The organism is Arthrobacter sp. P1_H7, from assembly GCF_056405215.1.
On the sequence record NZ_JBFUCO010000006.1, the window covers coordinates 61,772 to 86,093 of the forward strand.

At 69.3% G+C, this 24,322-nt stretch carries 24 protein-coding genes; 14 read left to right on the forward strand and 10 right to left on the reverse strand.

Going from position 1 to position 24,322, the window contains the following annotated elements:
* Positions 1 to 90 precede the first annotated feature (90 nt).
* The 10 genes from AC1DXI_RS08145 (at position 91) to asd (ending at position 10,427) form a co-directional block, all read left to right on the forward strand.
* Positions 91 to 789 carry a winged helix-turn-helix transcriptional regulator gene (locus AC1DXI_RS08145; RefSeq protein WP_018773628.1) on the forward strand — a complete coding sequence of 233 codons (699 nt, stop codon included), beginning with the start codon at positions 91 to 93 and terminating at the stop codon, positions 787 to 789.
* A gap of 314 nt (positions 790 to 1,103) precedes the next feature.
* Positions 1,104 to 2,126, forward strand: coding sequence for a mycothiol synthase (gene mshD, locus AC1DXI_RS08150; RefSeq protein ID WP_476938156.1), 1,023 nt, complete (start codon positions 1,104 to 1,106; stop codon positions 2,124 to 2,126).
* A gap of 88 nt (positions 2,127 to 2,214) precedes the next feature.
* Positions 2,215 to 4,479, forward strand: a complete 2,265-nt coding sequence (locus AC1DXI_RS08155) for an RNA degradosome polyphosphate kinase (protein ID WP_476938157.1) — start codon at positions 2,215 to 2,217, stop codon at positions 4,477 to 4,479.
* Positions 4,480 to 4,490: 11 nt separating this feature from the next.
* Positions 4,491 to 5,468, forward strand: coding sequence for an NUDIX hydrolase (locus AC1DXI_RS08160; RefSeq protein ID WP_476938158.1), 978 nt, complete (start codon positions 4,491 to 4,493; stop codon positions 5,466 to 5,468).
* Positions 5,469 to 5,546: 78 nt separating this feature from the next.
* Positions 5,547 to 7,193: a hypothetical protein gene (locus AC1DXI_RS08165; RefSeq protein WP_476938159.1), complete on the forward strand. Its 1,647-nt coding sequence runs from the start codon at positions 5,547 to 5,549 to the stop codon at positions 7,191 to 7,193.
* Complete coding sequence (locus AC1DXI_RS08170) at positions 7,190 to 7,585, forward strand: GntR family transcriptional regulator (RefSeq protein WP_476938160.1); 396 nt, start codon at positions 7,190 to 7,192, stop codon at positions 7,583 to 7,585. The genes AC1DXI_RS08165 and AC1DXI_RS08170 overlap by 4 nt, the downstream gene beginning before the upstream one ends.
* A gap of 33 nt (positions 7,586 to 7,618) precedes the next feature.
* On the forward strand, positions 7,619 to 8,422 hold the full coding sequence (locus tag AC1DXI_RS08175) for a thymidylate synthase (RefSeq protein WP_018773624.1): 804 nt from the start codon (positions 7,619 to 7,621) through the stop codon (positions 8,420 to 8,422).
* Positions 8,419 to 9,012 carry a dihydrofolate reductase gene (locus AC1DXI_RS08180; protein WP_476938161.1) on the forward strand — a complete coding sequence of 198 codons (594 nt, stop codon included), beginning with the start codon at positions 8,419 to 8,421 and terminating at the stop codon, positions 9,010 to 9,012. The genes AC1DXI_RS08175 and AC1DXI_RS08180 overlap by 4 nt, the downstream gene beginning before the upstream one ends.
* The gene (locus tag AC1DXI_RS08185; RefSeq protein WP_476938162.1) at positions 9,012 to 9,239 is read left to right on the forward strand and encodes an NF038396 family protein; all 228 of its coding nucleotides are present in this window, start codon (positions 9,012 to 9,014) and stop codon (positions 9,237 to 9,239) included. Before AC1DXI_RS08180 ends, AC1DXI_RS08185 begins: the two co-directional genes overlap by 1 nt.
* 45 nt (positions 9,240 to 9,284) lie before the next feature.
* On the forward strand, positions 9,285 to 10,427 hold the full coding sequence (gene asd, locus AC1DXI_RS08190; protein WP_476938163.1) for an aspartate-semialdehyde dehydrogenase: 1,143 nt from the start codon (positions 9,285 to 9,287) through the stop codon (positions 10,425 to 10,427).
* Positions 10,428 to 10,471: 44 nt separating this feature from the next.
* On the opposite strand, the gene AC1DXI_RS08195 is transcribed toward asd, so the two are convergent.
* The gene (locus tag AC1DXI_RS08195; RefSeq protein WP_476938164.1) at positions 10,472 to 11,578 is read right to left on the reverse strand and encodes a winged helix DNA-binding domain-containing protein; all 1,107 of its coding nucleotides are present in this window, start codon (positions 11,576 to 11,578) and stop codon (positions 10,472 to 10,474) included.
* A gap of 89 nt (positions 11,579 to 11,667) precedes the next feature.
* Between AC1DXI_RS08195 and AC1DXI_RS08200 the strand changes: the two genes are divergently transcribed.
* Positions 11,668 to 12,186 carry a hypothetical protein gene (locus AC1DXI_RS08200; protein WP_476938165.1) on the forward strand — a complete coding sequence of 173 codons (519 nt, stop codon included), beginning with the start codon at positions 11,668 to 11,670 and terminating at the stop codon, positions 12,184 to 12,186.
* 79 nt (positions 12,187 to 12,265) lie between these two features.
* On the opposite strand, the gene AC1DXI_RS08205 is transcribed toward AC1DXI_RS08200, so the two are convergent.
* The 4 genes from AC1DXI_RS08205 to AC1DXI_RS08220 all read right to left on the reverse strand — a co-directional run bounded on the left by AC1DXI_RS08205 (position 12,266) and on the right by AC1DXI_RS08220 (position 15,649).
* Complete coding sequence (locus AC1DXI_RS08205; RefSeq protein WP_476938166.1) at positions 12,266 to 13,333, reverse strand: UDP-N-acetylmuramate dehydrogenase; 1,068 nt, start codon at positions 13,331 to 13,333, stop codon at positions 12,266 to 12,268.
* A 62-nt stretch (positions 13,334 to 13,395) separates the two neighbouring features.
* Complete coding sequence (locus tag AC1DXI_RS08210; RefSeq protein ID WP_476938167.1) at positions 13,396 to 14,715, reverse strand: MFS transporter; 1,320 nt, start codon at positions 14,713 to 14,715, stop codon at positions 13,396 to 13,398.
* 14 nt (positions 14,716 to 14,729) lie between these two features.
* Positions 14,730 to 15,167 carry a MaoC family dehydratase gene (locus AC1DXI_RS08215; RefSeq protein WP_476938168.1) on the reverse strand — a complete coding sequence of 146 codons (438 nt, stop codon included), beginning with the start codon at positions 15,165 to 15,167 and terminating at the stop codon, positions 14,730 to 14,732.
* Between the two features lie 2 nt (positions 15,168 to 15,169).
* Entirely contained in the window at positions 15,170 to 15,649 is a 480-nt protein-coding gene (locus AC1DXI_RS08220; protein WP_476938169.1) for an FAS1-like dehydratase domain-containing protein, read from the reverse strand.
* Between the two features lie 195 nt (positions 15,650 to 15,844).
* Here AC1DXI_RS08220 and AC1DXI_RS08225 point away from each other — a divergent pair, with 195 nt between their 5' ends.
* Complete coding sequence (locus tag AC1DXI_RS08225; RefSeq protein ID WP_476938170.1) at positions 15,845 to 16,258, forward strand: ArsR/SmtB family transcription factor; 414 nt, start codon at positions 15,845 to 15,847, stop codon at positions 16,256 to 16,258.
* Positions 16,255 to 17,952 (forward strand): SulP family inorganic anion transporter, encoded by a 1,698-nt coding sequence (locus tag AC1DXI_RS08230; RefSeq protein ID WP_476938171.1) that lies wholly within the window; start codon positions 16,255 to 16,257, stop codon positions 17,950 to 17,952. Before AC1DXI_RS08225 ends, AC1DXI_RS08230 begins: the two co-directional genes overlap by 4 nt.
* Here the strand turns inward: AC1DXI_RS08230 and AC1DXI_RS08235 are convergent.
* The 5 genes from AC1DXI_RS08235 to AC1DXI_RS08255 form a co-directional block, all read right to left on the reverse strand.
* Entirely contained in the window at positions 17,942 to 18,166 is a 225-nt protein-coding gene (locus AC1DXI_RS08235; protein WP_018773612.1) for a DUF3188 domain-containing protein, read from the reverse strand. The two genes, AC1DXI_RS08230 and AC1DXI_RS08235, sit on opposite strands and share 11 nt — an antisense overlap.
* Positions 18,167 to 18,294: 128 nt before the next feature.
* Positions 18,295 to 19,239, reverse strand: a complete 945-nt coding sequence (locus AC1DXI_RS08240) for a DUF2797 domain-containing protein (RefSeq protein ID WP_476938172.1) — start codon at positions 19,237 to 19,239, stop codon at positions 18,295 to 18,297.
* A 25-nt stretch (positions 19,240 to 19,264) separates the two neighbouring features.
* A complete protein-coding gene (locus AC1DXI_RS08245) occupies positions 19,265 to 20,128 on the reverse strand; it encodes an HpcH/HpaI aldolase/citrate lyase family protein (RefSeq protein WP_476938173.1) in 864 nt (287 codons plus the stop codon).
* Between the two features lie 170 nt (positions 20,129 to 20,298).
* Entirely contained in the window at positions 20,299 to 21,294 is a 996-nt protein-coding gene (locus AC1DXI_RS08250; protein ID WP_476938174.1) for an aldo/keto reductase, read from the reverse strand.
* Positions 21,291 to 22,997 carry a glycoside hydrolase family 13 protein gene (locus AC1DXI_RS08255; RefSeq protein WP_476938175.1) on the reverse strand — a complete coding sequence of 569 codons (1,707 nt, stop codon included), beginning with the start codon at positions 22,995 to 22,997 and terminating at the stop codon, positions 21,291 to 21,293. The genes AC1DXI_RS08250 and AC1DXI_RS08255 overlap by 4 nt, the downstream gene beginning before the upstream one ends.
* A gap of 103 nt (positions 22,998 to 23,100) precedes the next feature.
* Here AC1DXI_RS08255 and AC1DXI_RS08260 point away from each other — a divergent pair, with 103 nt between their 5' ends.
* On the forward strand, positions 23,101 to 24,279 hold the full coding sequence (locus tag AC1DXI_RS08260; RefSeq protein ID WP_476938176.1) for an ROK family transcriptional regulator: 1,179 nt from the start codon (positions 23,101 to 23,103) through the stop codon (positions 24,277 to 24,279).
* The last annotated feature ends 43 nt before the right edge of the window (positions 24,280 to 24,322 follow it).

Below are 24,322 nucleotides of genomic sequence, written 5' to 3' on the forward strand. Positions count from 1 at the left end.
GACGGGACCATGGCCGGAATGGGGCCTTTAGGTATACTCAGCATCAGCAACAAGACGCTCAATGATGCGCGGACACCCCTTGGAGGAACAATGTCGCACATCCTGCTATTGACGAACAGCACGGGAACATCCGTGGACGTCCTGCCTGCTCTGGAACTGCTGAACCACCGGGTGCACATCCTTCCGGCCGAGCCCACTGCCCTGCTCGAGACCGACCCCTGCGACATCGTCCTGCTGGATGCCCGCAAGGACCTCGTCGGCGCACGTTCCCTCACCCAGCTACTCAAGGCCACCGGCCTCAGCGCCCCGTTGATGCTGATCCTCACCGAGGGCGGCATGGCCGCGGTCTCCTCGGCGTGGGCCGTGGACGACATCCTCCTGGAATCCGCTGGCCCGGCAGAAGTCGAAGCCAGGATCCGGCTCGGGATCGCGCGCGCCGTCCCGGAGAAAGAGGACGTGCCGACCGAAATCCGGGCCGCCGGCGTCGTGATTGACGAGGCCAGCTACACCGCACGGGTCAACGGCGCCGCGCTCAACCTGACCTTCAAGGAATTTGAACTGCTGAAATACCTGGCCCAGCACCCCGGCCGGGTGTTCACCCGCCAGCAGCTGCTGACCGAAGTCTGGGGCTACGACTACTACGGCGGCACCCGCACCGTGGATGTCCACGTCCGGCGGCTGCGGGCCAAACTGGGGGCCGACCACGAGAACCTGATCAGCACCGTCCGCAACGTCGGCTACCGCCTGACCCTGGTCCGCCAGCCCGAGGACGAACTCACCGAGGCCTGAGCGCACTACGGCCGCCAGAACGCGGCAGCGCCGGTAAGCAAGCGCCGGTGCCCAAAGCACTGAACCAAGAAAGCCCCGGACTCTGGAATCCAGAGTCCGGGGCTTTCTTGGTGCACCAATCCATCGGCACGGAACTTCTCAGTATTTATCAGTACTTCTCAGTGGAGGACATACGGGTCGAACGTATCGAGGCCACCCCAGTGGTGGATCCCCCTCGCATCTGGCTCAACGCCGGACGAGAAACGACTATACGCGGCCGTCCGGAGTTCAACAAAATCGGCCGCCGACCCCCATGCACCCGATAGCCTTGCACCATGAGCCCTGCGCACCCGGAAAACTGGCCCGTACACACTGTCAAAGGAACCGTGGACGGCGCGCTGCTGAGAGACGTCGCTGCCCTTGTCGCCGCGGCGGAAGAGTCCGACGGCAATCCGCCACTGTCCGAACAGACCCTTGTCACGCTGCGCGCCGCCGATGCGGGCGAGCACTCGGTGCTTGCCCTGGCCCTCTACGCCCCGGACGACAAGTCGGATCCCGCGACGGCGCAGGACCTCGCCGGCGTCGCCGTCGTCATCGAGGAGCCCGACGGCACCGGGGTTCTCGAGGTCGCCGTCCACCCGAGCTACCGCAACCAGGGCGTGGGCGACCGCCTGGTGGGCGAACTGAAAAGCGTCCGCGGCTTCGCCGGCCTGAAAGCCTGGTCCCACGGAAACCACCAGGCCGCGGCCGACCTCGCAGCCCGCTACGGCTACGGCGCCGTCCGTGAGCTGTGGAAAATGCGGCTGATGACAGCAGCGGCCGCCCTGCCGGAGGTCCACCTCCCGGAGGGCGTACAACTCCGCGCCTTCGTGCCCGGCCGGGACGAGGACGCCTGGCTGGCCGCCAACAAGGCCGCCTTCGCCCACCACCCGGAGCAGGGCAACATGACACGGGCCGATCTGGACGCCCGGATGGCCGAACCGTGGTTTGATCCCGCAGGCTTCCTGCTGGCCGTCGACCCGGCGGACCGGCTCCTGGGATTCCATTGGACCAAGGTGCACCCCCGGCACGGCGATCACCCCGCCATGGGCGAGGTCTATGTGGTGGGCGTGACCCCCGACGCCCAGGGGTCCGGGCTGGGCAAGGCCCTCACGGTCGCCGGCATCCGGCATCTACAGGGCCTGGGGCTCCGCGCCGTCATGCTCTACGTCGACGCCGACAACGCCCCCGCCGTCGCCCTCTACCGCCGGCTCGGATTCACCCGCTGGGATGTCGATGTGATGTACGCGCCGCTGCCGCAGCCGCAGACGCCGGCCGCCACTCCCGCGCCGGACGGCGTTAGTCAAGTCGGCGGATGACCGCCCCGGCCGGGCCGAAATCTGGGGTCATCCGGCCATGATTGCTTGTAAGGTTGAAGCTACATCGCGCCAGCATTGAGGAGACACCATGCCACGGGATACCGCCCGGACATCCACGTCTGAACCAGCAACGCCGGAAAAGGGGGCGCGTCCGGTACGTGCCCGCTTTGGCTCCTCCGAAGTGCCGGCCTCACGCGCCACGCAGGACCGGATCGACATTCCGGAGTTCGCGCCGAACCTGGAGCCGGAAGGCGACATCAGCCCGGACCGGTTCCTGGACCGGGAACTGAGCTGGCTTGCCTTCAACGCCCGGGTCCTGGAATTGGCCGAGGACCCCAACCTGTACCTGCTGGAGCGGGTCAGCTTCCTGTCCATCTTCGCCTCCAACCTGGACGAGTTCTTCATGGTCCGGGTGGCCGGACTGAAGCGGCGGATCGCGACGGGGCTTGCCGTCCCCTCCCCTGCCGGGCTGAGCCCGATGCAGGTCCTGGAGCAGATCGGCGACGCCGCGCACCAGCTGCAGCAGCGCCACGCCCGGGTCTATGCCGAACAGATCCGTCCGGCGCTGGCCTATGAGCACATCCACCTGATGCACTGGGAGGAACTCGACTCCCAGGCCAAGGACCAGCTCAGCGCCATGTTCGCGGAAAAGGTTTTCCCGATCCTGACCCCGCTGGCCGTGGACCCGGCGCACCCGTTCCCCTACATCTCCGGGCTGTCCCTGAACCTCGCCGTGGTGGTCCGCAACCCGGTCAGCGACAAGGAGCTCTTCGCCCGCGTCAAGGTCCCTGACCAGCTCCCGCGCCTGATCTCCATCGACGGCGCCCGCGCCGGCTCCGTTCCCGGGCGGGTGGCACGGTTCATCGCGCTCGAAGAAGTGATCGCCGTGCACCTGGACCAGCTGTTCGCCGGCATGGAGGTCCTGGAACACCACATCTTCCGCGTGACCCGCAACGAGGACGTCGAGGTCGAAGAGGACGACGCCGAAAACCTGCTGCAGGCCTTGGAGAAGGAACTCCTGCGCCGCCGGTTCGGCCCGCCCGTCCGGCTTGAGGTCACCAATGACATTAACCCGAACATCCGTGCCCTGCTGATCCGCGAGCTCGGCGTCGAGGAATCCGAGGTCTACTCCGTCCCGGCGCCGCTGGACCTGCGCGGGCTCTCGGTGATTGCCGGGATCGACCGGGCGGACCTGCACTACCCCAAGCACGTCCCGCACACCTCGCGCTACCTCAACGAATCGGAAACGTCCAAGGCGGCCAACGTCTTTGCCGCCATGCGGCGCCGGGACATCCTCCTGCACCACCCGTACGATTCCTTCTCCACGTCCGTCCAGGCGTTCCTGGAACAGGCGGCCGCGGACCCCAAAGTCCAGGCCATCAAGCAGACCCTGTACCGCACCTCCGGTGACTCCCCGATTGTCGATGCGCTGATCGACGCCGCCGAGGCCGGCAAGCAGGTCCTGGCGCTCGTGGAGATCAAGGCGCGCTTTGACGAGCAGGCGAACATCTCCTGGGCCCGGAAACTGGAACAGGCCGGCGTCCATGTGGTGTACGGCATCGTGGGACTCAAGACCCACTGCAAGCTCTCCCTCGTGGTCCGCCAGGAAGTGGACGGCCTGCGCCGCTACTGCCACATCGGCACCGGCAACTACCACCCCCGCACGGCCCGCTACTACGAGGACCTGGGCCTGCTGACGGCGAACGAACAGGTCGGCGAAGACCTGTCCAAGCTGTTCAACCAGCTCTCCGGCTACGCGCCGAAGTCCACGTTCAAGAGGCTGCTCGTTGCGCCGCGCTCGGTCCGTTCCGGGCTGATCGACAGGATCGAAACCGAGATCAGGAACGCCCGGGCCGGCATCCCCGCCCGTGTCCAGATCAAGGTCAATTCGATGGTGGACGAGGCCATCATCGATTCCCTGTACCGCGCGTCCCAGGCCGGGGTGCAGGTGGACGTCATTGTCCGCGGCATCTGCTCCCTGCGGCCCGGCGTTCCCGGGCTGAGCGAGAACATCACGGTCCGCTCCGTGCTGGGCCGCTTCCTGGAGCACTCCCGCGTCTTCGCCTTCGCAAATGCCGGCGACCCGGTGGTCTACATCGGCTCGGCCGACATGATGCACCGCAACCTCGACCGCCGGGTGGAGGCCCTCGTGCAGCTGACGAGCGGCGACGACACGAGTTATGTCCTGGACTTGCTCAACCGCTACATGGTGCCCGAAACAGCCAGCTGGCATTTGGACAAGCAGGGCGAATGGACCCGCCACCACCTGGCGGAAGACGGCCAGGACCTCAAGGACGTGCAGTCCTGGCTGCTCGCCTCCCGCTCGCGCCAGCGCTCGACCAGCCTGCGGTAGGGATCGTGAGTGTGAGCAGCGATGCACTGGTTGCGGACCAGGCTGACCAACCCGGCGAAGAGGTTTCCGTCACGGCGGCGGGCGCCATCCCGTGGCGCCTCAATTCGGTAAACGGGGACCAGCTCGAGGTCCTGCTGATCCACCGTCCGCGGTATGACGACTGGTCCTGGCCGAAGGGCAAAATCGACCCCGGCGAGACCATCCCGGAGTGCGCCGTGCGCGAGGTGGAGGAGGAGATCGGGCTCACCGCCCCGCTGGGGATTCCGCTTCCGCCCATCCACTACCATGTGGCGGCCGGGCTGAAGGTGGTCCATTACTGGGCAGTCGACGTCGACGGCGCCGTATTGATACCGGACGGCACCGAAGTCGACAGCGTCATGTGGTGCCCGCCCGAGAAGGCCGCCCGCCTTCTGAGCAACCCGGGTGACATCGAACCGCTGCAGCACCTGGTGAACGCCCACGACCGCGGGGAGCTGGAGACCTGGCCGCTGCTGATCGTGCGCCACGCCAAGGCCAAGCCCCGCTCCTCCTGGACCAAGGCCGAGGGTGACCGCCCGCTGGCCGCCACCGGCATGCGGCAGGCGCAGGCGGTGGGGCGGCTCCTGCAGGCGTGGAAGCCCGCGCGGATCGTTTCAAGCCCGTGGCTGCGGTGCGTGGCCACCATCGCACCCTACGCCAAGGCGGCCGACGCCAAGGTCAAGCTCAACGAGGCCCTTACCGAGCACCGGCACGGCCGCAGCCCGCACAAGACGGCGGCCGTCGTCGAGGGGCTGTTCGACAAGCAGCGGGCCGTGGCTCTGTGTACGCACCGCCCGGCCCTGCCGACCGTCCTGAAGCAGCTGGCAAAACACATGAGCTCCCGGCTGCGGGATCTGCTGCCGTCCTCGGACCCGTTCCTGGCGCCGGGCGAGATTGTGGTCTGCCACGTCGCGCGCGGGAGCAAGAAAAAAGTGGTTGCCGTAGAGCGGTTCAAGCCGTTCGACGACTGAGGTCCTTGACCCCGGGGGGCCCCAAGCCTAGTTTGTATCAATAGCTTGGTACATTACTGCTGAATCTTGGGGGATTCCATGCCGGTCCTGTGGAACGTGCCGCCGCTACTGCTGCTCGGCCCGGCGATCGCCGCCCTGCTGGTCTACGCCGTTCTGCGGTGGGTGATTTGGCCCCCCGGGACCGGAACGTCGCCGCAGACCGTGTCGGAACACGGGCTATGGGTGGGTGTGATCGGCTGGCTCGCGAGCTCACTCCAGGGCGCCATGACCCTGGGCATCATCCCGGCCAATCCCTCGGCAGCCGCCCCCGTGGTGGGCGCCGAAGCGATCGTCCCGGCGCTGGCCTGGCCGGTCCTGGGCTGCCTGGGCGTGCACGCCCTGGGCCAGGTCAGCTACCCGGGGCCGCGGCGAATGCGGCGCGAGGCCGTGCTGTCCGTGCGGCGTATCAAAGACTTCCTGCCCCGCAGGCTGGCATTGACCACGGCTGCGATCTTCGTCTCGGCTGCCGCGGCCATCGCCCGGACTGCCACGCTGCCCGGATTCGCGGCCGTGGCTCCCACCACTGTCAGCGACGGCGCGTACAGCTACTACAACGGTGGAGGCGACGGCCGCATCCCGGGGCCGGAGGTGGCCGCCTGGCTCGGCGGCGCCCTGCTGGTGCTGGCCGTCGGGACGTTGCTGGTTTTGTGGCTGATCGCCCGCCGCCGCCAGCTGGAGTCCCTCGACGCGGCGGACAACGCTGTACTGCGGACCATCGCGATGAACCGGCTGCTGCGCACAGTGTCCACAGTGGCTGCCGGTTTGGCAGTCATCGCGGGGAACTTCGCCGCCCGCCCCGATCCGGCGCAAAGGCTGACGTCGTGGACGAACTTCGCCGGCCTCGCGGCGACCGTGGTCCTGCTCGTGATGTGGTGCTGGCGGCCCCCTCGGCTCGCGGCCGCCCGCCTGGGCGTCCGGAACCGGCCCGAAGCAGGGATCGCCACCGGCCGCCAGCACCCGGCCGCCAGGCTGGTCTCCTCCCTGGGGACGCTCCTGGGCCTCGCGGCCGCCGCGCCGCTGGTCGCCGGCGTCTTCCTTGCCCCCGTGATCATGGCAGTCGCCAGCTACGGGCTTGCAGGGCTCGTGGCCCTGATGGGCACCTCGGTCCTGTTGGTCATAGCCGGCGGCGAGCTGGTCCTGCAGCGCAACTACGGAACGCCGGAGTCGCCGCCCACCTGGCCCCGGCAGCCGGTGGGCCCCGCCCTGCTGACCACGGCGGTCCTGGCACTGCTAATCTTCCTGGCGGCCCTAGCCGGCACCGCCGCGGGGCAGGCCCTGCTGGCCGAAGAACCCGGCTGGGTTCCGGCCGGGCTGCTCGCGGCCGGGACCTGCGTTGCAGCCCTGCCGGCGTTCCTCCGGGCCAGGTCACGCCAGGGTGTCCGCGACGCCCCGCGCGGCCTGGACGTCGCCCTGCGCGGCATTACTGTCCACCGCATCGTGCGGACCCTCGCGGCTACCCTCACCGCACAGGCCGGTGTCCTGTTGCTGACCCAGAGCAATGCCTGGGCGGCGGTGTTCGGGCCGGACGCGTTCGGGGGCGCCGATCCGGCCGCCGGATCGTGGTGGCCGGCGACCCTGGCCGGCTCTGTGCTGGCCGCGGCTGCCGTGGTCATCTCCGTGATCCCCGTGGGTGGCCTGGCCCGGAAGGCCCCCGCTCCCCTGCCGCGGAAGGAAGTCGCCGCGTGAGCGCGGGGATCGCGGTCAACCTGCGTTCGCCCGTTCCCCCCTTCGAGCAGATCCGGGCGCAGATCGCCTCCCTCATCAGCCTCGGGACGCTGGCGGCGGGAACCCGGCTGCCGGCGGTCCGCGGCCTCGCGTCGGACTTGGGCCTCGCGGCCGGGACAGTCGCGCGGGCCTACAAAGAGCTCGAACTGGCCGGGCTGGTCGAAACCCGGCGGCGCAACGGCACGGTGGTCGCCGGCCGCCCCGCGACGCCGCCCGCACCTGCCCCGGGCACGGTCCCGGTGGAGGTGATCGCCGCCGTCGACCGCTGCACTGCGGAAGCCCGCACTGCCGGGCTCGACGACGAGGCACTGCTGGCGATCCTCCGGGCGAGGCAGGGACGGTCACACAAATAAGGAGAGCCAGCGAGTTCTCAGTAGACTGGAACGGTGAGCATCCCTACGCCCTATGAAGACCTCCTGCGCGACGTCCTCGAGCACGGCACGCACAAATCGGACCGCACCGGCACCGGTACCCTCAGCGTTTTTGGCCGCCAGCTCCGCTTTGACCTGAGCAAGAGCTTCCCGCTCATCACCACCAAGCGGGTGCACTTCAAGTCCGTGGCCGTGGAGCTGCTCTGGTTCCTCCGCGGCGACACGAACGTCAAATGGATGCAGGACCAAGGCGTCACCATCTGGGACGAATGGGCCGACGCCGACGGCGAACTCGGTCCCGTCTACGGGGTCCAGTGGCGTTCCTGGCCCACGCCCGACGGCGGCCACATCGACCAGATCGCCGAACTCATCGAGAACCTGAAGTCCAACCCGGACTCGCGCCGGCACATCGTCTCGGCCTGGAATGTCTCCGAACTCAAGGACATGGCCCTGCCCCCGTGCCACGCGTTCTTCCAGTTCTACGTGGCCGACGGCAAGCTCTCCTGCCAGCTGTACCAGCGGTCGGCGGATACGTTCCTGGGCGTGCCGTTCAACATCGCGTCCTACGCCCTGCTGACACGCATGATCGCACAGCAGACCGGCCTGGAACCGGGCGAATTCGTCTGGACGGGCGGGGATGTGCACATTTATGACAACCACATGGACCAGGTCCTCAAGCAGCTCGCCCGCGAGCCCTACGACTACCCCCAGCTGAACATCACCCGCAAGCCGGACTCCATCTTCGACTACACCCTCGAGGACTTCGAGGTGGTCGGCTACCGGCACCACCCGACGATTAAGGCCCCGATAGCCGTATGAGCAACGACAACACCCCGCACCTGCAGCCCGCCGATTTCACTGAGCAACTCCGCGCGTCCACCACCGGCCTCGGGCTGGTCTGGGCCCAGACCAGCACCGGGGTGATCGGCAAGGCCGGCGCCATGCCGTGGCACCTGCCCGAGGACCTGTCGCACTTCAGCCGCCTCACCACCGGCCACCCGGTCATCATGGGACGCAAGACCTGGGAGTCATTCCCGGACAAGTACCGCCCGCTGCCCGGCCGGACCAACATCGTCATCACCCGCCAGGCCGCCTGGCGGGACACCCCGGGCGCGGAGGGCGCCGTCGCGGTCGCCTCGCTCGATGACGCCCTGCTTGAATCCCAGTTCGTGGCCGGCCACGAGACCGTGTGGATCATTGGCGGCGGCGAAATTTTTGCCCAGGCCCTGGACCTTGCCGACGTCGCCGTCGTCACCACCATCGACACCACCGCCGAAGGGGACACCTTCGCTCCCGACCTCGGCTACGACTGGACCGCCTCCGCCAGCCTCCCGGCCAACGGCTGGCTGACCTCCGCCAACGGCACCCGCTACCGGATCACGCTGTGGCGCCGGACGGAGGCCAAGTAATGCTCCGCAAACCCGAGACACTCTTTGTCCTGGGGTACATGCTCCTGCCCCTGCTCGCCCTGCTCTCGGCGATCGTGGGGCTGACCATGATCCTGGGCGGCAACAAGATCCTCGGGGCGATCGTGCTGGTGGTGGTGACCCAGGTCTTCACGTTCGGGGCGGTCTTCGCGCTGCGCCGGCGCAAGGCGGCGCTGCTGGAAGAGCCGCGCGGCGACTATAACGCGTGACGTAACCGACTGCGCCCGGGCGCCGGTGAAGTCTAAACTGGGCCCATGACTACAGCAGCTACCCCGTCCGTCGGCCTGGTCGGTTGGCGTGGCATGGTCGGTTCCGTCCTGATGCAGCGCATGCAGGACGAGGGCGACTTCGCCAACATCAACCCGGTATTTTTCTCCACCTCGAACGCGGGCGGCGCCGCACCGGCCATAGCCGGCGCCGCTGCGGGCGCTGCCGGCAAACTCGAGGACGCGTTCGACCTCGAGACGCTGGCGAAGCTGCCCATTATTGTCACCGCCCAAGGCGGGGACTACACCAAGCAGGTCCACGGCGAGCTCCGCAGCCGCGGCTGGGACGGCCTCTGGATCGATGCCGCCTCCACGCTGCGCATGAATGAGGACTCCATCATCGTGCTGGACCCCATCAACCGGGACGTCATCGACGCCGGCCTCTCCGGCGGGGTGAAGGACTACATCGGCGGCAACTGCACCGTGTCCTGCATGCTGATGGGCCTGGGCGGGCTGTTCAAGAACGACCTCGTCGAATGGGGCACGTCCATGACGTACCAGGCGGCGTCCGGCGGCGGGGCGCGCCACATGCGTGAACTGCTGAACCAGTTCGGCAGCCTCAACGCCGCGGTGAGCACCGAACTGGACGACCCGGCGTCGGCAATCCTGGAGATCGACCGGAAGGTCCTGGCGCACCAGCGCACCGGCATCGACGCCACACAGTTCGGCGTCCCGCTCGCCGGTTCGCTGATCCCCTGGATCGACGCAGACCTCGGCAACGGCCAGTCCAAGGAGGAATGGAAGGCCGGGGTGGAGACGAACAAAATCCTGGGCACCTCCGCCGCCAACCGCGTCGTCATGGACGGCCTGTGCATCCGGATCGGTGCGATGCGCTCGCACTCCCAGGCCCTGACACTGAAGCTGCGCGAGGACCTCTCGGTCGCCGAGATCGAGAAGCTCGTGGACGCGGACAACGAGTGGGCCCGCGTGGTGCCGAACACCAAAGAAGCCTCGATGGCTGAGCTCACACCCGTGGCAGCGTCCGGCACCCTGGACATTCCGGTGGGCCGCATCCGCAAGATGGAGATGGGTCCGCAGTACATCAGCGCGTTCACGGTGGGCGACCAGCTGCTGTGGGGCGCCGCGGAACCGCTGCGCCGCATGCTCCGCATCGCCACCGGAAACCTCTAGGGACCGTCCGGTACACCCCTCCAGGCGCCTGTCCAGTCGCCTGTTCAGGCACCCAGGAATCTGCGGTATTTCGCGGCCTGCAGCCCAAAAGACTTTTGGGCTGCAGGCCGCAGCCCGTTAACGCCGTCGAAGGGTTCGGGCACGACTCCGGCTCCCCGGCCGCCCGGCGGCCCGACCCAGGTGCCGATCACGCCGCCGCCGGCCACGATGGTCTTCTTGAACACGCCGTTGCCGCCAGGGACGATCTTGTCGGCGTGCTCCGGCGGCAGCACGAGGGACCGGTCCGCGTAGCCGAGCAGGAATTCGTCGAACCCCGGCAGCGCCAGAACCGTGCGCTGACCGGGGAGTCCGTCGTCGAGCAGCGCGGCTGTCTCTGGAGAGAGCCAGTAACTGGTCCCCTCAAACTCCAGCTCCGCCAGCTGGTCCGACACCCGGGCCAGGGCAGCCCGGGTTTCCGTCAGCGGAATGCCGGCCCACCAGGCAAAATCACGTTCCGTGGCGGGGCCATGGCTGCGAAAGTAGCGCAGCAGCCACTCGGCGATGCCGTCCGGGCGGTCCAGGGTCCGCGACTCGGTGATCCAGTCGCCGAACGCCACGACCAGTTGCTGGTTGCCTGACAGCGGCCCCTGCACCAGCAAACCCCGCTGGCACAGGACCCCGAGCAGATGAATGCCGCGCTGGCCCGCGGTGGACTGCCCGGCCCGTTCGAAGGCCTGGAACAGTTCCGCCCGGCTGGCCGCCCCCGCGGAGACCAGCCGCAACGCGGATCCCGCCGCGGCGTCCACGTCCGTGTCATTGATCCCGAGGTCCCGGTGGCGCCCGGCCAGGCCACGGATCAGCCGTTCCGAGGTAATGGCCAGCACCCATTTCAAGTCCTCGGGCGCCAGCACGTGCAAGGTGCCGCGCATCGGCCACGAACGGACGATCTCCGCCCGGTCCAGCGCGCCGCGGACGTCCGCGGCGCGGGAACCCGGCACCCGCTGGCCGACAGCCCAGAGAACGGCCTGCAGGTCCTGGGCCTGCATCGCTGTCATGCCGCGGACGGCTTCCGGGACGGACTGAAACCCTGGTCCCAACAGTCCCTGGGCGGCGAGCCGCAACCTGCCGATGGTCCCGGGGGTAAGCCGGCGGATGCCCGTCACTGCTGCCATGGAACCATGGTAAGTCGCGTGTGCTGGCTGTCGGGTTGTTGCCCGGCTGCTCCCAGCCGCCATCCAGCAGGCTTCCCTACCCTTGAATTATGACTATGAGTGAGGTGTGGCCGCTGCTGCGGCCCCTGTGCCGGAAGCTGGCCCTGCTGGGCTGGGCCTCCAGCGCCGCCGGCATGGCTGCCGGGCTCGCCGTCGCCATCGCCAGCGGTACCCGACTTTCGCCCATGATGAGCACCCTGCAGTTGGTGGCCACGTTGTCCATGGCTTTGTCCGTGGCCAGCTTCGTCACGGCCGCGGCGTTGCAGCCGCGGGCACGGTCTCAGGCACCGGTGCAGGCGGCCGTGAAGCACGGAAGGGTCGCCCCGCAGGGCCGGGAGCTCCAGCTCGACTATGGCAGCGAATTTCCGGCCACCGTACAGGCCTTCCTGCTCGGCTCCCTGGCGTTCCTCGCCGGCGCCGTGGCGTTTGCGTGCGCCGGACTGGTGCTGCAAAGCGGGCCCAGTGTCCAGTCCGTGGCGTTCTGCCAGGTCTTCCTGCTCGGGGCCGCGGCCTCCGGTTTTACCTTCATGCTTTTCAGCAAGGTGGCCCCCCGCCACACAGAACCGTAGCCGGGGCGCGGAGGCGCCCCCGCGCGCGGGCCCGGGGGCAGCGGCCGGGCATCGGCCGCTTTCCTGGGGCCGGTCTTCCCTAGAGATCGACGCCGATCAGCAGCGGCTCCGGGTGCAGTTCAATGCCGAAACGTTCGACGACGCCGTGGCGGACCTCCCGCGCGACGGCCAGCATGTCCGCCGCGCTCGCCCCTCCCCGGTTGGTGATGGCGAGGGTGTGCTTGGTGGACAGCGAGGCCCGGCCGCCCGAGACGCTGTCCGGGTCCAGGCCGAAGCCCTTGGCGAACCCGGCCTGGTCGATCAGCCAGGCCGCCGAGAGCTTGGTCAGCCCGTCCGCACCGGCGGGGTACCGCGGGGCCTCCTGCGGCAGCCGTGCCGCGACGTCCTCGGTCACGATCGGGTTCGTGAAAAAAGATCCCGTGGAGTAGGTGTCACGGTCGTTCGCATCCCAGACCATGCCCTTGGACGCCCTGAGCCGCAGCACTTCGCGGCGGACATCGGTGGAGTAGGCCCGCCGGCCCTGCTCGATGCCGAGCACCCGGGCGAGTTCGGCGTAGCGGACCGGGGCGCTCATCCGGCCGAGCGGGAGCTGGAATTCCACGGTGAGCACCACATAGCGCGGAGAGCCGTTGACCGTGGTCTGCTTCAGGATGGAGTCCCGGTAGCCGAATTTGAGTTCGGAATTCGTGAAGGTCTTCACCGCGTTGCGTTCCCGGTCCCAGGTGCGCACCACGGCGATCGTCTGGGAGACGTCGGCCCCGTAGGCCCCGACGTTCTGCACGGGGGTGGCGCCCGTGGCACCGGGGATCCCGGAGAGCGCCTCGACCCCGGACCAGGCATGCTTCACGGCGTGTTCAACGAACGCGTCCCAGTTGTGGCCGGCCTGGACCACCACCGCCACGCCGCCACAGGAGTCCTCGGCGTCGACGGTGAACCCCTCGGAGGCGATCTTCAGCACCGTGCCGGGGAACCCGTCGTCGGACACCAGCAGGTTGGAGCCGCCGCCGATGATCAGCAGGGACTCGCCGGCGGCGTCCGCCGTGCGCACGGCGTCGATAATCCCGGCCTCGCTGCGGGCCTCGATGTAGCTGCCGGCAGGGCCGCCGACGGCGGAGGTGGTCAGGGCGGAGAGCTGGATCTGGGTCACCTGACCAGCCTAGCCGGGATCATCCGCTCGCCTAAGCCGGTGCCGGCTGCACTTGGCTCGCTCTACTGGCCCGGAACGGGCGCGGGTGCGGGGAGTTTGCGGGCCACTGGGGAGAGCAGGAAGCTGGCGATCAGCATCACCATGACGGCCAGCAGCGAGTGGAGAATCCCGACGTGCTCGGCCAGCAGACCCAGCAGCGGCGGCCCGCACAGGAACGCTCCGTAGCCGATCGTGGACACCACGGACACCCGTGCGGCGGCCTTGACGGGATCGTCGGCGGCGGCGGACATGCCGACCGGGAAGCCCAGTGAGGCGCCGAGTCCCCAGATGGCCAGGGCCACGTAGGCCAGCCACGGTACCGGAGCGAAGACGAACAGGCCGAGGCCCAGAACCGCCAGCGCGGCGCACCAGCGCATCACCGGGACCCGGCCGAAGCGGTCCAGGACCAGGGTGCCGGCGAACCGCCCGATAGTCATGAAGGTGACGAACAACCCGTACCCGGCTGCTCCGGCGGCGTCGGTCTGGCCGTGGCCGTCGGCCAGTGCCAGCGCCACCCAGTCCCCCGCCGCTCCTTCTGCCAGGGCCAGCCCGAGGACCAGCACGCCCAGCAGCAGTGTGCGCCGGTCACGCCAAGCCTGGGCGATGAGGCGTTTGTTGTCCAGCGGCGGCTCCGGGACCGCGTCAGTCTGCCGGACGATCGGGATGGGCCCGGTGGAGGGGTCCTCGAAGGTATCTGTCCCGGATGCCTTGAAGGGCGGCTCCCCCTCGACCGGAGTGATGTCCGCCCGGAACCAGGCCGCCGCGGTGGTCACCGAGCCGGCCACCAGCAGGCCCGCCGCGGCCAGGTGCAGGAAGACGGGGATCCCGGCGGCGGCAGCCCAGGCGCCCAGCCCGGCGCCCGCCACTGTGCCCAGGCTGAAGGAACCGTGCAGCCGGGGCATGATGTGCCGCCGGACGGCGCGTTCCACCGCGGCACCTTCGACATTGGACGCGGTGTTCCAGCTGGCGGTGCCCAGCCCGATGATGGCCAGTCCCGCGGCTACCGCCACCGGGCTGGCGAGCACGGAGGTGCCGAAGCCTGCCAGCGCCAGCCCGAACCCGACCATGATGCTGCCGATCCGGATGGTGCGCTTGGAGCCAAGGCGAAGGACAATCAGGCCTGAGGCGGACACGGACACGAAAGATCCCGCCGTCATGCAGAGCAGGAGCAGCCCGATTGTGCCCGGGGTCAGGTCAAGGCCGTCGCGGATGGCCGGCAGCCGGGACACCCACGTGGAAAAGGCAATTCCGCTCGCGGCGTAGGCGACCACCACGGCGTTCCGCCAGTACGTGATCTCGGCGGGCGGGACGAAGACTTCCTTGGTCACTGCAGCCAGATTCACAGAAACGGCATGGGCTAGGCCAGCCTGACGACGGCCTGGGCCTTGACGAGGACCTTCTGGGCGGCGGAGACGACCGTGAGGTCGACGCGGGCGGTGCCGGCGTCGGCGTCGAGCGCCCCGATGGCCCCGCTGACCTCGATCACGGCACCGGCCTCCGGTGTCCCCGTCGTGTCAGCGACGGGCACCGGCTTGGTGAAGCGGGTCTGGAAGTCGACGACGGCGGCGGGATCGCCGGCCCAGTCGGTCACGAGCTGGACGGCCGCGCCCATGGTGAACATGCCGTGGGCGATCACGCCCGGCAGGCCGACGCCGGTGGCGAAGGCCTCGTTCCAGTGGATCGGGTTGAAGTCACCGGATGCGCCGGCGTACTTGACGAGGTCGGTGCGGGTGACGGTAATGCTGCGGCTGCCGATGTCCTGGCCGACCGTGAGTGCTGCGATGTCGATGCTCATGGCTACTGTCCCTCTCCGCGGACCAGGATGGACGAGGTGGCGGTGGCGACCGGCTCCCGGACGCCGGAGGCGTCGATGGCATCGCCGGGGGCAAGGGCGAAGATTTCCGAGCGGGTGGTGATCATGGCTCCGCCGCCCATGGCGCGGACGCCGTCGACGTGCAGTTCGGCGACCAGCCGGTCGCCCGCGACGATCGGGCGGTGGTGGGTGAACCGCTGGTCGGCGTGGACCACGCGGGAGAAGTCGATCCCGGATTCCGGATCCTCTATCAGCTGCGCGTCGGCGCGCTGCGCGACGATGATGGCGAATGTCGGCGGCGCCACGAGGTCGCTGTGACCCAGCGCCCCGGCGGCGGCAACATCGAAGTGGGCGGGGTGGGTGGCCTTGACCGCGCGCGCGAACTCGCGGATCTTCTCGCGGCCGACGTCATACACCTCTGCGGCAGGGTAGCTGCGCCCCTGCAGGTCCGGATTGATTGTCATGGTTCCAGCCTATCGCCACGCCCGGGGCCGTCCGGCTTCGTGACGGGTTGGCGCGGGGCCCGGGTGGGTACTGGCGGGTGCTCCGGCGGGTCTTGACTCGAACGATATGATGAAAACATCAATCCATCAATCCGTATGGCCGCGTTGACCCGCCGGGCCGCGCCGCGAACGGATGCGAGAAAGTGTCCTCCTGCCATGATCTCCGCCGCGCAGACCCCCCTGTACGAAATCAAGGCCAATCTGTTCAAGGCCCTGGCCCACCCGGCCCGAATCCGTATCCTCGAGCTCTTGGCGGCGGCACCGGACACGTCAGCGCCGGTCAGTTACCTGCTCGCCCAGACGGGGCTGGAGCCCTCGCACCTGTCCCAGCATCTGGGGACGCTGCGCCGCAACGGTGTGGTGACGTCGGTCCGGACGGCGAATGTCGTGACCTACCGGCTGGCTCATCCCAAGATCAAGGAGCTGCTCGCGATCGCCAGGGTCTTCCTGCTGGACACCCTGGCCGGTTCCAGCGAACAGCTCCGGATAGCCCAGGAGCTGCCGGCAGGCCACCTCGACCGCGCGGGCGACGCCGACAGTGCCGCCCGCCTCGACAACACAGCGCCGTGAGCGCGGCGCAGGCAGCAGACCCGGCCACGACATCTCGCACGGCACGGGGACGCCTGGCCCGGTTTTTGCCGTCCCGCCGCGACTACGATCTCTTGCGGTCCGCTTGGAAGACGGACCTGTTCGCCGGCATCACGGTGGGCATTGTGGCACTCCCCCTGGCGCTGGCCTTCGGAGTGAGTTCCGGCGTCGGGGCGGAGGCCGGACTCATCACCGCCGTGGTGGCGGGACTTGTCGCCGCCGTCATGGGCGGATCCAATGTCCAGGTCTCCGGCCCGACCGGCGCCATGGTGGTGGTCCTGGCCCCGGTGGTCGCCGCCCACGGCATCGGCAGCATTGCCTTGGTCTCTGTACTGGCCGGGCTGCTCGTCATGATCCTTGGAGCCAGCGGGCTGGGCCGGGCCGTCGCGTTCATCCCATGGCCGGTCGTGGAGGGTTTCACGCTCGGCATCGCCGCCATCATCTTCCTCCAGCAGGTTCCGCTGGCCACGGGCACCGAGGGAACGCCGGGCCACAACACCCTCCTTGCCGCCGTCGAGAGCGCGTCACAGGCCACCATGCCCACTGTGCTGCAGACCCTCGCGGTGGTGGCGGGTGTCGCGGCCGTGATGTACCTGCTGCCCAAGCTCAACAGGTCCCTGCCCGCGAGCCTGATTGCGGTGTTGCTCACCACCGCGGTGTCGGAGATGCTGGCGCTGGACATACCTCGGATCGGCGCGCTTCCGCACTCCCTGCCGGCGCCGTCGATGCCTTCGGTCGATCCGGCCGCGCTGGGCGGACTGCTGATGCCTGCCGTGTCCATCGCGACGCTCGCCGCCATCGAATCCCTGCTCTCGGCCCGGGTGGCCGCCGGCATGGTCGGCCCCGACGGCCGTCCGTCCGGCGCGTACAGCCCGGACCGGGAGCTCACCGGGCAGGGGCTGGCCTCGATCGCTGCCGGATTCTTCGGCGGCATGCCCGCCACCGGCGCGATCGCCCGGACAGCCGTGAACGTCCGTTCCGGGGCCAAGACCCGGCTCTCCGCGGTGGTGCACGCCCTGGTCCTGCTGGCCATCATCTACCTGGCGGCGGGGCTCGTCGGCAGGATCCCGCTGGCGGCGCTGGCCGGCATCCTCATGGTCACGGCCACCCGCATGGTCTCGCGGCACACCGTGACGGCGATCCTGCGCTCTACCCGGGCCGACGCCGCGGTGTTTGTCATCACAGCCCTCATTACCGTCACCTTCGATCTCATCGTGGCCATCCAGATCGGACTCGCCGCGGCAGCCGTGTTCACGCTGCGGACGTTCGCTTCCCTGAGCGGGGTCCGGCGCGAGGACATCCCGGGGCCGCCGGTTCCGGGAGACGAGCACATCGCAATCTTCCGGCTGGACGGGGCCATGTTCTTCGGCGCCGCGGAGCGGGTCCTGCAGGAGATCAGCCAGGTCCGGGACATCCAGGTGGCCATCATCCGGCTGTCCCAGCTGCGGATGCTGGACGCCACCGGCGCCCACATGCTCGTCGAAGTGGTCTCCGCGCTGGAGCTGCGCGGGGTCACGGTCCTGCTGAAGGGGGTCCAGCCGCAGCATCTGGAGCTCGTGACCAATGTGGGGGTCATCCGCTCACTGCGGCATCACAAGCACCTGTTCACATCCCTCCCGGACGCCGTCGAACATGCCCGGAGCCACGTGGTGCGGAACGCGGCCGCTAGCGCTTGAGGTTTTTCCGGATCGCCTGGCCGCGGACCACAAGCCCGGCAATGTGCAGGATCAGGCCCAGCCCGATCACTGCCAGTGAGGCGAGGGCCAGGGCCTGGTTGCCAGTGCTGTTGCCCACCACGCTGAGGATGATGCCGACGCCGATCAGGCCCATGGCGCCGAAGACGAGCACCTTGTAGGCGGTTGACGCGGTGGCCCAGAATTCATTCAGCACCGTGCCAGTCTACCGGGGAGGGCGGGCAACGCCGCGAGGCGCACAATCACTGGCGACACTCACATTGCCTGGCGACGCCGGAATCCGGGCGCGTCCGGTAATTTGCGCGTCACGGGGCAATTTCGGCGTCAGAACAGGGATTCCTGCACGGCCGGGACGTCCGAGCCGTGGTCACCGAGTTCGATCACCCGGGCCTTGAGCTGGCCCAGGTTCACCACGAATTCCAGTCCGCTGCCATCCAGCGCCGCGAGCGCAATGCTGCCGCTCAGCGAGTCGATCCGGAACCCGTGCGCTCCGGCCCCCAGATCGTGCGGATAGGCATGCCGGGCGGCCGGGGCGCAGACCTTCGCGGAGAGTTCCGGCCGGACCCACCGCTCATCCACCACCGCGAAGCCCTCCCCGCCGGCACCGGCGAGCAGGGTCCGGACCTCCCCCGCCAGCCGTCCGTTCAGGGCGTCGAGGTCGACGGCGGCTGCCGGGGCGACGAGCGCGGCGGCCTTGGCGGCAGCGCGGACCTGCTGCGGCAGCCCGGCCTCGCGCGTGATCATGTCCTCAAGGAGACGGACCACGCGGCCATCCTCGGCACGGGCAACGTACCGGGCGACGACGGCGCCCTGCTCGGCGAGCCGGTTCCATTTGCGCGGGTGGGACGCGGTGCCGACCTTGCTGGCCCCATTGGCGAAGGTGGCGACGTAGAGCCAGTGCGGCTGCATCAGGTACGCGCGAAGGCCCGGCGGGACCCGGCCGCCGCGGTGGAAGTCGTGGATCAGCCGGGAGTCGTCCAGGACGAAGCACCGCCCGCACTGGCTGCCCTTGGCGGCGGCTGCCTGGTCGGGGCACAGGACGTGGTCCCGGTCCGCGGGTCCGTGCACCAAGTGATGCCCAAGGCAATGTTTCCCCGCGGCGGCGAGCCGGAAACCAAGGCGGGTGCCGGCGTCGAGCGGCAGTGCGGTGATGGCGCCGTCCGGGTCCTGCAGGCGCATCGCCGGAGGCCTCCCGCCGGACGCCGCGGCGGGCCCGGGCGCCGGACCGTCCCAAAAGACCCCGTGAACCAGATAGCGGGTATCGGTCACGGGGTCTCCTGAATTGGTGTGGCGGCTACAGGGCCGGCTGCACGCCAAAGGCCACGGCGAGCTTCATGATCTTCTCGGCGCGGCCGAGGCGCGGCAGGTCGGAGCCGTCCCGGATGACGCGGCCGCTGGCTTCGAAGTCGGCCATGAAGTCCGTGGCCCACGCGACGTCGGACGGCGTGGGGCTGATGACCTCGTTGATGACCGGGGTCTGGTCGATCGCGAGGCAGAGCTTCCCGGTCATCCCCATCATCACGGTGATGCCGGTCTGTTCGCGCAGGATCGGGTGGTTCGTGCCGACGGTGGGGCCGTCGATGGGGCCGGGCAGGTTACCCACGCGGCTGGCCACAACCAGCTTGGCGCGGGGGTAGGCCATGGCTTCCGCGGTGGCCGCCATGCCGGTGTCGCGGCGGAAGTCGCCCGAGCCGAAGGCCAGGCGGAACGCGCCCTGCGCCTTGGCGATGTTGTTGGCTTCCTCAATGCCGACGGCGGACTCGACCAGGGGGATCACCGGGGTCTTGCCGTCCATCCGGTGGAAGCTCTCCGTGACCTGGTCGGCCGATTCGGTTTTGGCCAGCATGATGCCCAGCAGGCCAGGGGTGCCGCGCAGGCCGGCGAGGTCGTCGGCCCAGAACGGGCTGGTGGCGTCGTTGATCCGGACCCAGGCGCTGCCGCCGGCGGTCAGCCAGTTCACGACGTTGGCGCGGGCGGTGTCCTTCTGGGAGGGGTCCACCGCGTCTTCGATGTCAAGAATGATCGCATCGGCCCGGGAGACGGCGGACTGGTCGAAGAGGTCGGTCTTCATCGCATTCACCAGCAGCCAGGAGCGGGCGATGTCGGCCGGGATATTGCGCTGATGCCGAAGTGATTCGGCGGTGGTCGTAGAGGTCATGCATCTACGCTAGTCGCCCGGGGGCACTTGCCGCTAAGCAATCCGGCCCTCAGGGGCGACCATTACGACCAAAATCACATCCCTGCCCAACTGGCCGGCAGCAGAAGCCGTCTTCAGGGCTCAAACAGCCAGGCGGCCGGCCAGTTGGGTGGGGCGGGGGTCTGGATTGGCTAGGGGATGTTACTTCCCCGGGCCGCGACCCAGAGGCCGTACCACTCGGCGCGGGTCATCGCGGCGGCGGCCTCGGCGGCACCGGCGCAGGCGAGGATCCTGTCCGGGTTCGCGGTGCCGATCACCGGCGCAATCCCGGCAGGGTGCCTCATGAGCCAGCCCAGCACGATCGCTTCCCCCGTGGTCCCCTTCTCGGCGGCCAGGGCGGCCACGAGAGAGGTGGCGGCCTCCTCGGCCGGCGKCCGCGCGGCCGCCGGCGCCCCGGTGTAGAGGCCGCGGGCCAGCGCCCCGTACGCCTGCAGCCGGATGCCGTTCCGGACGCAATGCTCCACGGTCCCGTGCGGGAAGCTGTAGTCCGTGCCCTCCGCATGGTTGACCAGCACCGTGCTTTCCAGCCACGCCCGCTTCAGCAGGCTCATTTCGAGCTGGTTGCCCACCACGGGCACCTCGAGCCGGTCCTGCAGCATCTCGATCTGCGGGCCCGACATGTTGGACACGCCCACGGCCCGCACCTTGCCTTCGGCCATGAGCTGCCCGACGGCGGAGGCCACCTCCGCCGGGTCCATCAGGGGATCGGGACGGTGCAGCATGAGCACGTCGACGTAGTCCGTCCGAAGCCGGGCCAGGCTTTCGTTGACCCGCTCCAGGATGCCGTCCCGGCTGAGGTCGTAGTAGGCCTCCAGGCCCTGCTCATTGAGCCGGATGCCGCACTTGGTCTGCAGCCGGATCTTCTCCCGCAGCCCGGGGGTCCGGGCCAGGACCTCGCCAAAAACGGCTTCGGCCTTGCCGTTGGTGTAGATGTCCGCGTGGTCGAACAGCGTGATGCCCGCGTTCATGGCGGCTTCGACGGCCGCGGCCGCCTCGTCCACGTGCGCGGAGGAGTACGGCTCGGCCGACCAGTCGCCGCCCAGGCCCATGCAGCCGTAGACGAGTTCCTGGGGGAGGTTCCCGGCGTCGGCAGCCGTGCCGGACGAAGCCTGCGGTGCGGGGATCACCGCAGCCAGACGGTGGTGTTGGCCGGCAGCTGTCCGCCGTCCAGCGGGCCGCTGCTGACCAGCACCTCGCCGGCCGGCAGATCAACCGGCGCGTCGCCGAAGTTGGTCACCGTCTGCCAGCCGCCGGGGCGGCTGAAGCGCAGGACGTCGGCGCTGCCGGACTCCTGCCACTGCAGTTCCTCCGAGGTCTGCAGTTCGCGGCGCAGCTTCAGGGCCTTGCGGTAGAGCTCGAGGGTGGAGCCTTCCACGCCGTCCTGGGCTGCCACCGCGTAGCGGCTGAACCAGGCCGGCTGCGGCAGGTGTGCGCCGCCGGCGCCGAAGCCGAACGAGGTGCCCTCCGGGGCCCACGGCAGCGGCACGCGGCAGCCGTCGCGGCCGATCTCCACGCCCTTGTTCCGGAAGAAGGTGGGGTCCTGGCGCTCGGCGTCGGGGATTTCCGCGACTTCCTGCAGGCCCAGTTCCTCGCCCTGGTACAGGTAGGCAGAACCCGGCAGGGCCAGCATCAGCAAGGTGGCGGCACGGGCCCGGCGCAGGCCGAGCTCGACGTCGAGTTCCTCGACGGGGGCGCCGGCCAGCAGCCAGCCCTTGCCGTCCTGGCCCTGGGCGTGCTTGCCGCCGCCCTGGGGCAGGCCGTAGCGGGTGGCGTGGCGGACGACGTCGTGGTTGGAGAAGACCCAGGTGGAGGAGGCACCGGATTCCGTGGCCTCGGCAAGGTTCCGGGCGATGATTTCGCGGAACTCGCCGGCGTCGAAGTCCGCCTGGAGGAGGTCGAAGTTGAACGCCTGGCCCAGGCCTTCCGGGCTGGCGTAACGGGCGCGGCGGGTGGCGTGCACCCAGGCCTCGGCGACGGCGGTGCGCGGCGGGTTGTACTCGTTGAACACCTCGCGCCATTCGGCGTAGATCTCGTGGACTTCATCGCGGTCCCAGAACGGGTGCGAGCCGTCCGGGAAACCGTCCGTTCCGGTGTTGGCGGCGCTGAGCTCCACCTTGGAGATCAGCGGCTCGGTGAGATCCTTGGTCAGCGCGTGGGCGACGTCGACGCGGAAGCCGTCCACGCCGCGGTCGGACCAGAAGCGGAGCGTCTTGAGGAAGTCGTCGCGGATTTCCCGGTTGGCCCAGTTCAGGTCCGGCTGTTCCTTGGCGAAGATGTGCATGTACCACTGGCCGGGCGTGCCGTCGGGCTCCGTGATGCGCTCCCAGGCGGGGCCGCCGAAGACGGATTCCCAGTCCGACGGCGCGAGCTCACCGTTCTCGCCGAGACCGTCGCGGAAAATGTAGCGGTCGCGGGCGGCGGAGCCGCGCGGGGAGGCCAGGGCCTCCTGGAACCATTCGTGCCGGTTCGAGGAGTGGTTGGGGACGATGTCGGCGATGAGCTTGATGCCGGCGGCGTGCAGCGCGGCGGACATCTCGTCGAAGTCCGCCAGGGTGCCGAGCTTGGGGTCCACGTCGCGGTAGTCGTCGACGTCGTAGCCGCCGTCGGCGAGGGCCGAGGGATAGAACGGGGAGAGCCAGACGGCGTCGATCCCGAGTTCCTTCAGGTACGGGACCTTGGCGGTGATGCCCTTGATGTCGCCCAGGCCATCACCATTGGAGTCCGAAAAGCTCCGGGGGTAGATCTGGTACACCGATGCCTGGCGCCACCAGTTGGGGTCGGCGGCGAGATCGGAACCGGACAGGGTGGCCAGCGTGGCGGTGTTGGTCAAAGGAGATTCCTTCGGGTCTGGGAGGGCTTCTGGTAATTTAGATACAAGCTAAATATATTGCCTGAACAATTATGGGTCCGGGGACAGAAGAGGTCAAGAAGTGATGCCGCACGCAGCCGCCGCCACGCCGCAGCTGCTGCGCCGCGTCAACGCCCAGGCCGTGCTGCGCCACATCCGCGGCGCAGATGTTGCCACCGGAACCGAGCTGATGGCCCTGACCGGACTGACCCGGGCCTCGGTCATCGCCGTCTGCGAGGACCTGATCAGCCGGGGCTGGATCGTGGAGCAGGACCAGCCCACAGACCCTGCCAATCCGCGGAAGGGCCGGCCGGCCCGGCGGTTTGCCTTCAACCGGGAAGCGGGCTTCGTACTGGGCCTGGACATTGGTGCCGCGACCACCACCGCCGCCGTGGCCGACCTCCGCGGCACGGTGATCGGCCGTTCCAGCGGGAGCTTCCGCGCGGCGGACATCCCCGCGCAGGAGCGGATCGGCGTCGTCGACCTCGCCTGCCGCCAGGCCTTGGAAGCAGCGGGGGCGGACCCGGGCAGGGTCCTGGCCGTCGGCGCCGGAATCGCCGCGCCGGTGGACCGCGATGGCAACGTTCTGGTGACGCAGCGGTTTTGGAGCCTGTTCGACGTCGGGCTCCGCTCCGCACTGAAGGAACTGCACGGCTGGACGGTGCTCCTGGAGAACGACGCCAACCTGGCCGCGCTCGGTGAGCGCTGGCGCGGGTCCGGCGTGGGCGTCGATGATCTGGTGGTGCTCCTGGCCGGCGAACGGCTGGGCGCCGGCGTGATGGAATCAGGCCGCCTGCTCCACGGCCGCGGCGGGGCCGCCGGCGAGATGGGCTACCTGGACATGGTGGAGGGCGTTGGCTCCAGCGACGGCATCGCCGCCCTGGCGCGGCAGTGGTCGGCGGCCGGCGGCGGACCCTCCGCGGGCGGCCCGGCCAGCGCGCCGCGCGTCTTCGCGGACGCGGCCGCGGGAGACCCGGCGGCCCTGGCCATCCTGGACCGGATTTCGGAGCGCATGGCACGGGTCATCGCCTCGATCGCGAGCCTGATCAACCCCGAGCAGGTGGTGATCGGGGGCGCCGTCGCCGAGTCCGCCGGGGCCCTCCTGCCGGGCATCACAGCGCTGCTTCCCCGCTTCACCGCGACTCCCCCGCGGGTGACGGTCTCACCGCTGGGCGACGCGATCGTCACGGCGGGCGCGGTCCGGCACGCCCTGGACTACGTCGAGGCGCATGCCTTGGAGCTGGCCCTCCCCGCCCCGGCCTGACGGGTCGAGTCCGGCTCGTTCCCTTCGGGGCCGGCCCGCCGGA

Excerpts from the sequence above, each read along its gene's own strand:
- AC1DXI_RS08245 (WP_476938173.1), bottom strand. The coding sequence starts at position 20,128 with ATGACCTCTACGACCACCGCCGAATCACTTCGGCATCAGCGCAATATC.
- AC1DXI_RS08220 (WP_476938169.1), bottom strand. The coding sequence starts at position 15,649 with ATGACAATCAATCCGGACCTGCAGGGGCGCAGCTACCCTGCCGCAGAG.
- asd (WP_476938163.1), top strand. The coding sequence starts at position 9,285 with ATGACTACAGCAGCTACCCCGTCCGTCGGCCTGGTCGGTTGGCGTGGC.
- AC1DXI_RS08165 (WP_476938159.1), top strand. The coding sequence starts at position 5,547 with ATGCCGGTCCTGTGGAACGTGCCGCCGCTACTGCTGCTCGGCCCGGCG.
- AC1DXI_RS08260 (WP_476938176.1), top strand. The coding sequence starts at position 23,101 with ATGCCGCACGCAGCCGCCGCCACGCCGCAGCTGCTGCGCCGCGTCAAC.
- mshD (WP_476938156.1), top strand. The coding sequence starts at position 1,104 with ATGAGCCCTGCGCACCCGGAAAACTGGCCCGTACACACTGTCAAAGGA.
- AC1DXI_RS08180 (WP_476938161.1), top strand. The coding sequence starts at position 8,419 with ATGAGCAACGACAACACCCCGCACCTGCAGCCCGCCGATTTCACTGAG.
- AC1DXI_RS08215 (WP_476938168.1), bottom strand. The coding sequence starts at position 15,167 with ATGAGCATCGACATCGCAGCACTCACGGTCGGCCAGGACATCGGCAGC.
- AC1DXI_RS08155 (WP_476938157.1), top strand. The coding sequence starts at position 2,215 with ATGCCACGGGATACCGCCCGGACATCCACGTCTGAACCAGCAACGCCG.
- AC1DXI_RS08195 (WP_476938164.1), bottom strand. The coding sequence starts at position 11,578 with ATGGCAGCAGTGACGGGCATCCGCCGGCTTACCCCCGGGACCATCGGC.
- AC1DXI_RS08225 (WP_476938170.1), top strand. The coding sequence starts at position 15,845 with ATGATCTCCGCCGCGCAGACCCCCCTGTACGAAATCAAGGCCAATCTG.
- AC1DXI_RS08200 (WP_476938165.1), top strand. The coding sequence starts at position 11,668 with ATGACTATGAGTGAGGTGTGGCCGCTGCTGCGGCCCCTGTGCCGGAAG.
- AC1DXI_RS08185 (WP_476938162.1), top strand. The coding sequence starts at position 9,012 with ATGCTCCGCAAACCCGAGACACTCTTTGTCCTGGGGTACATGCTCCTG.
- AC1DXI_RS08145 (WP_018773628.1), top strand. The coding sequence starts at position 91 with ATGTCGCACATCCTGCTATTGACGAACAGCACGGGAACATCCGTGGAC.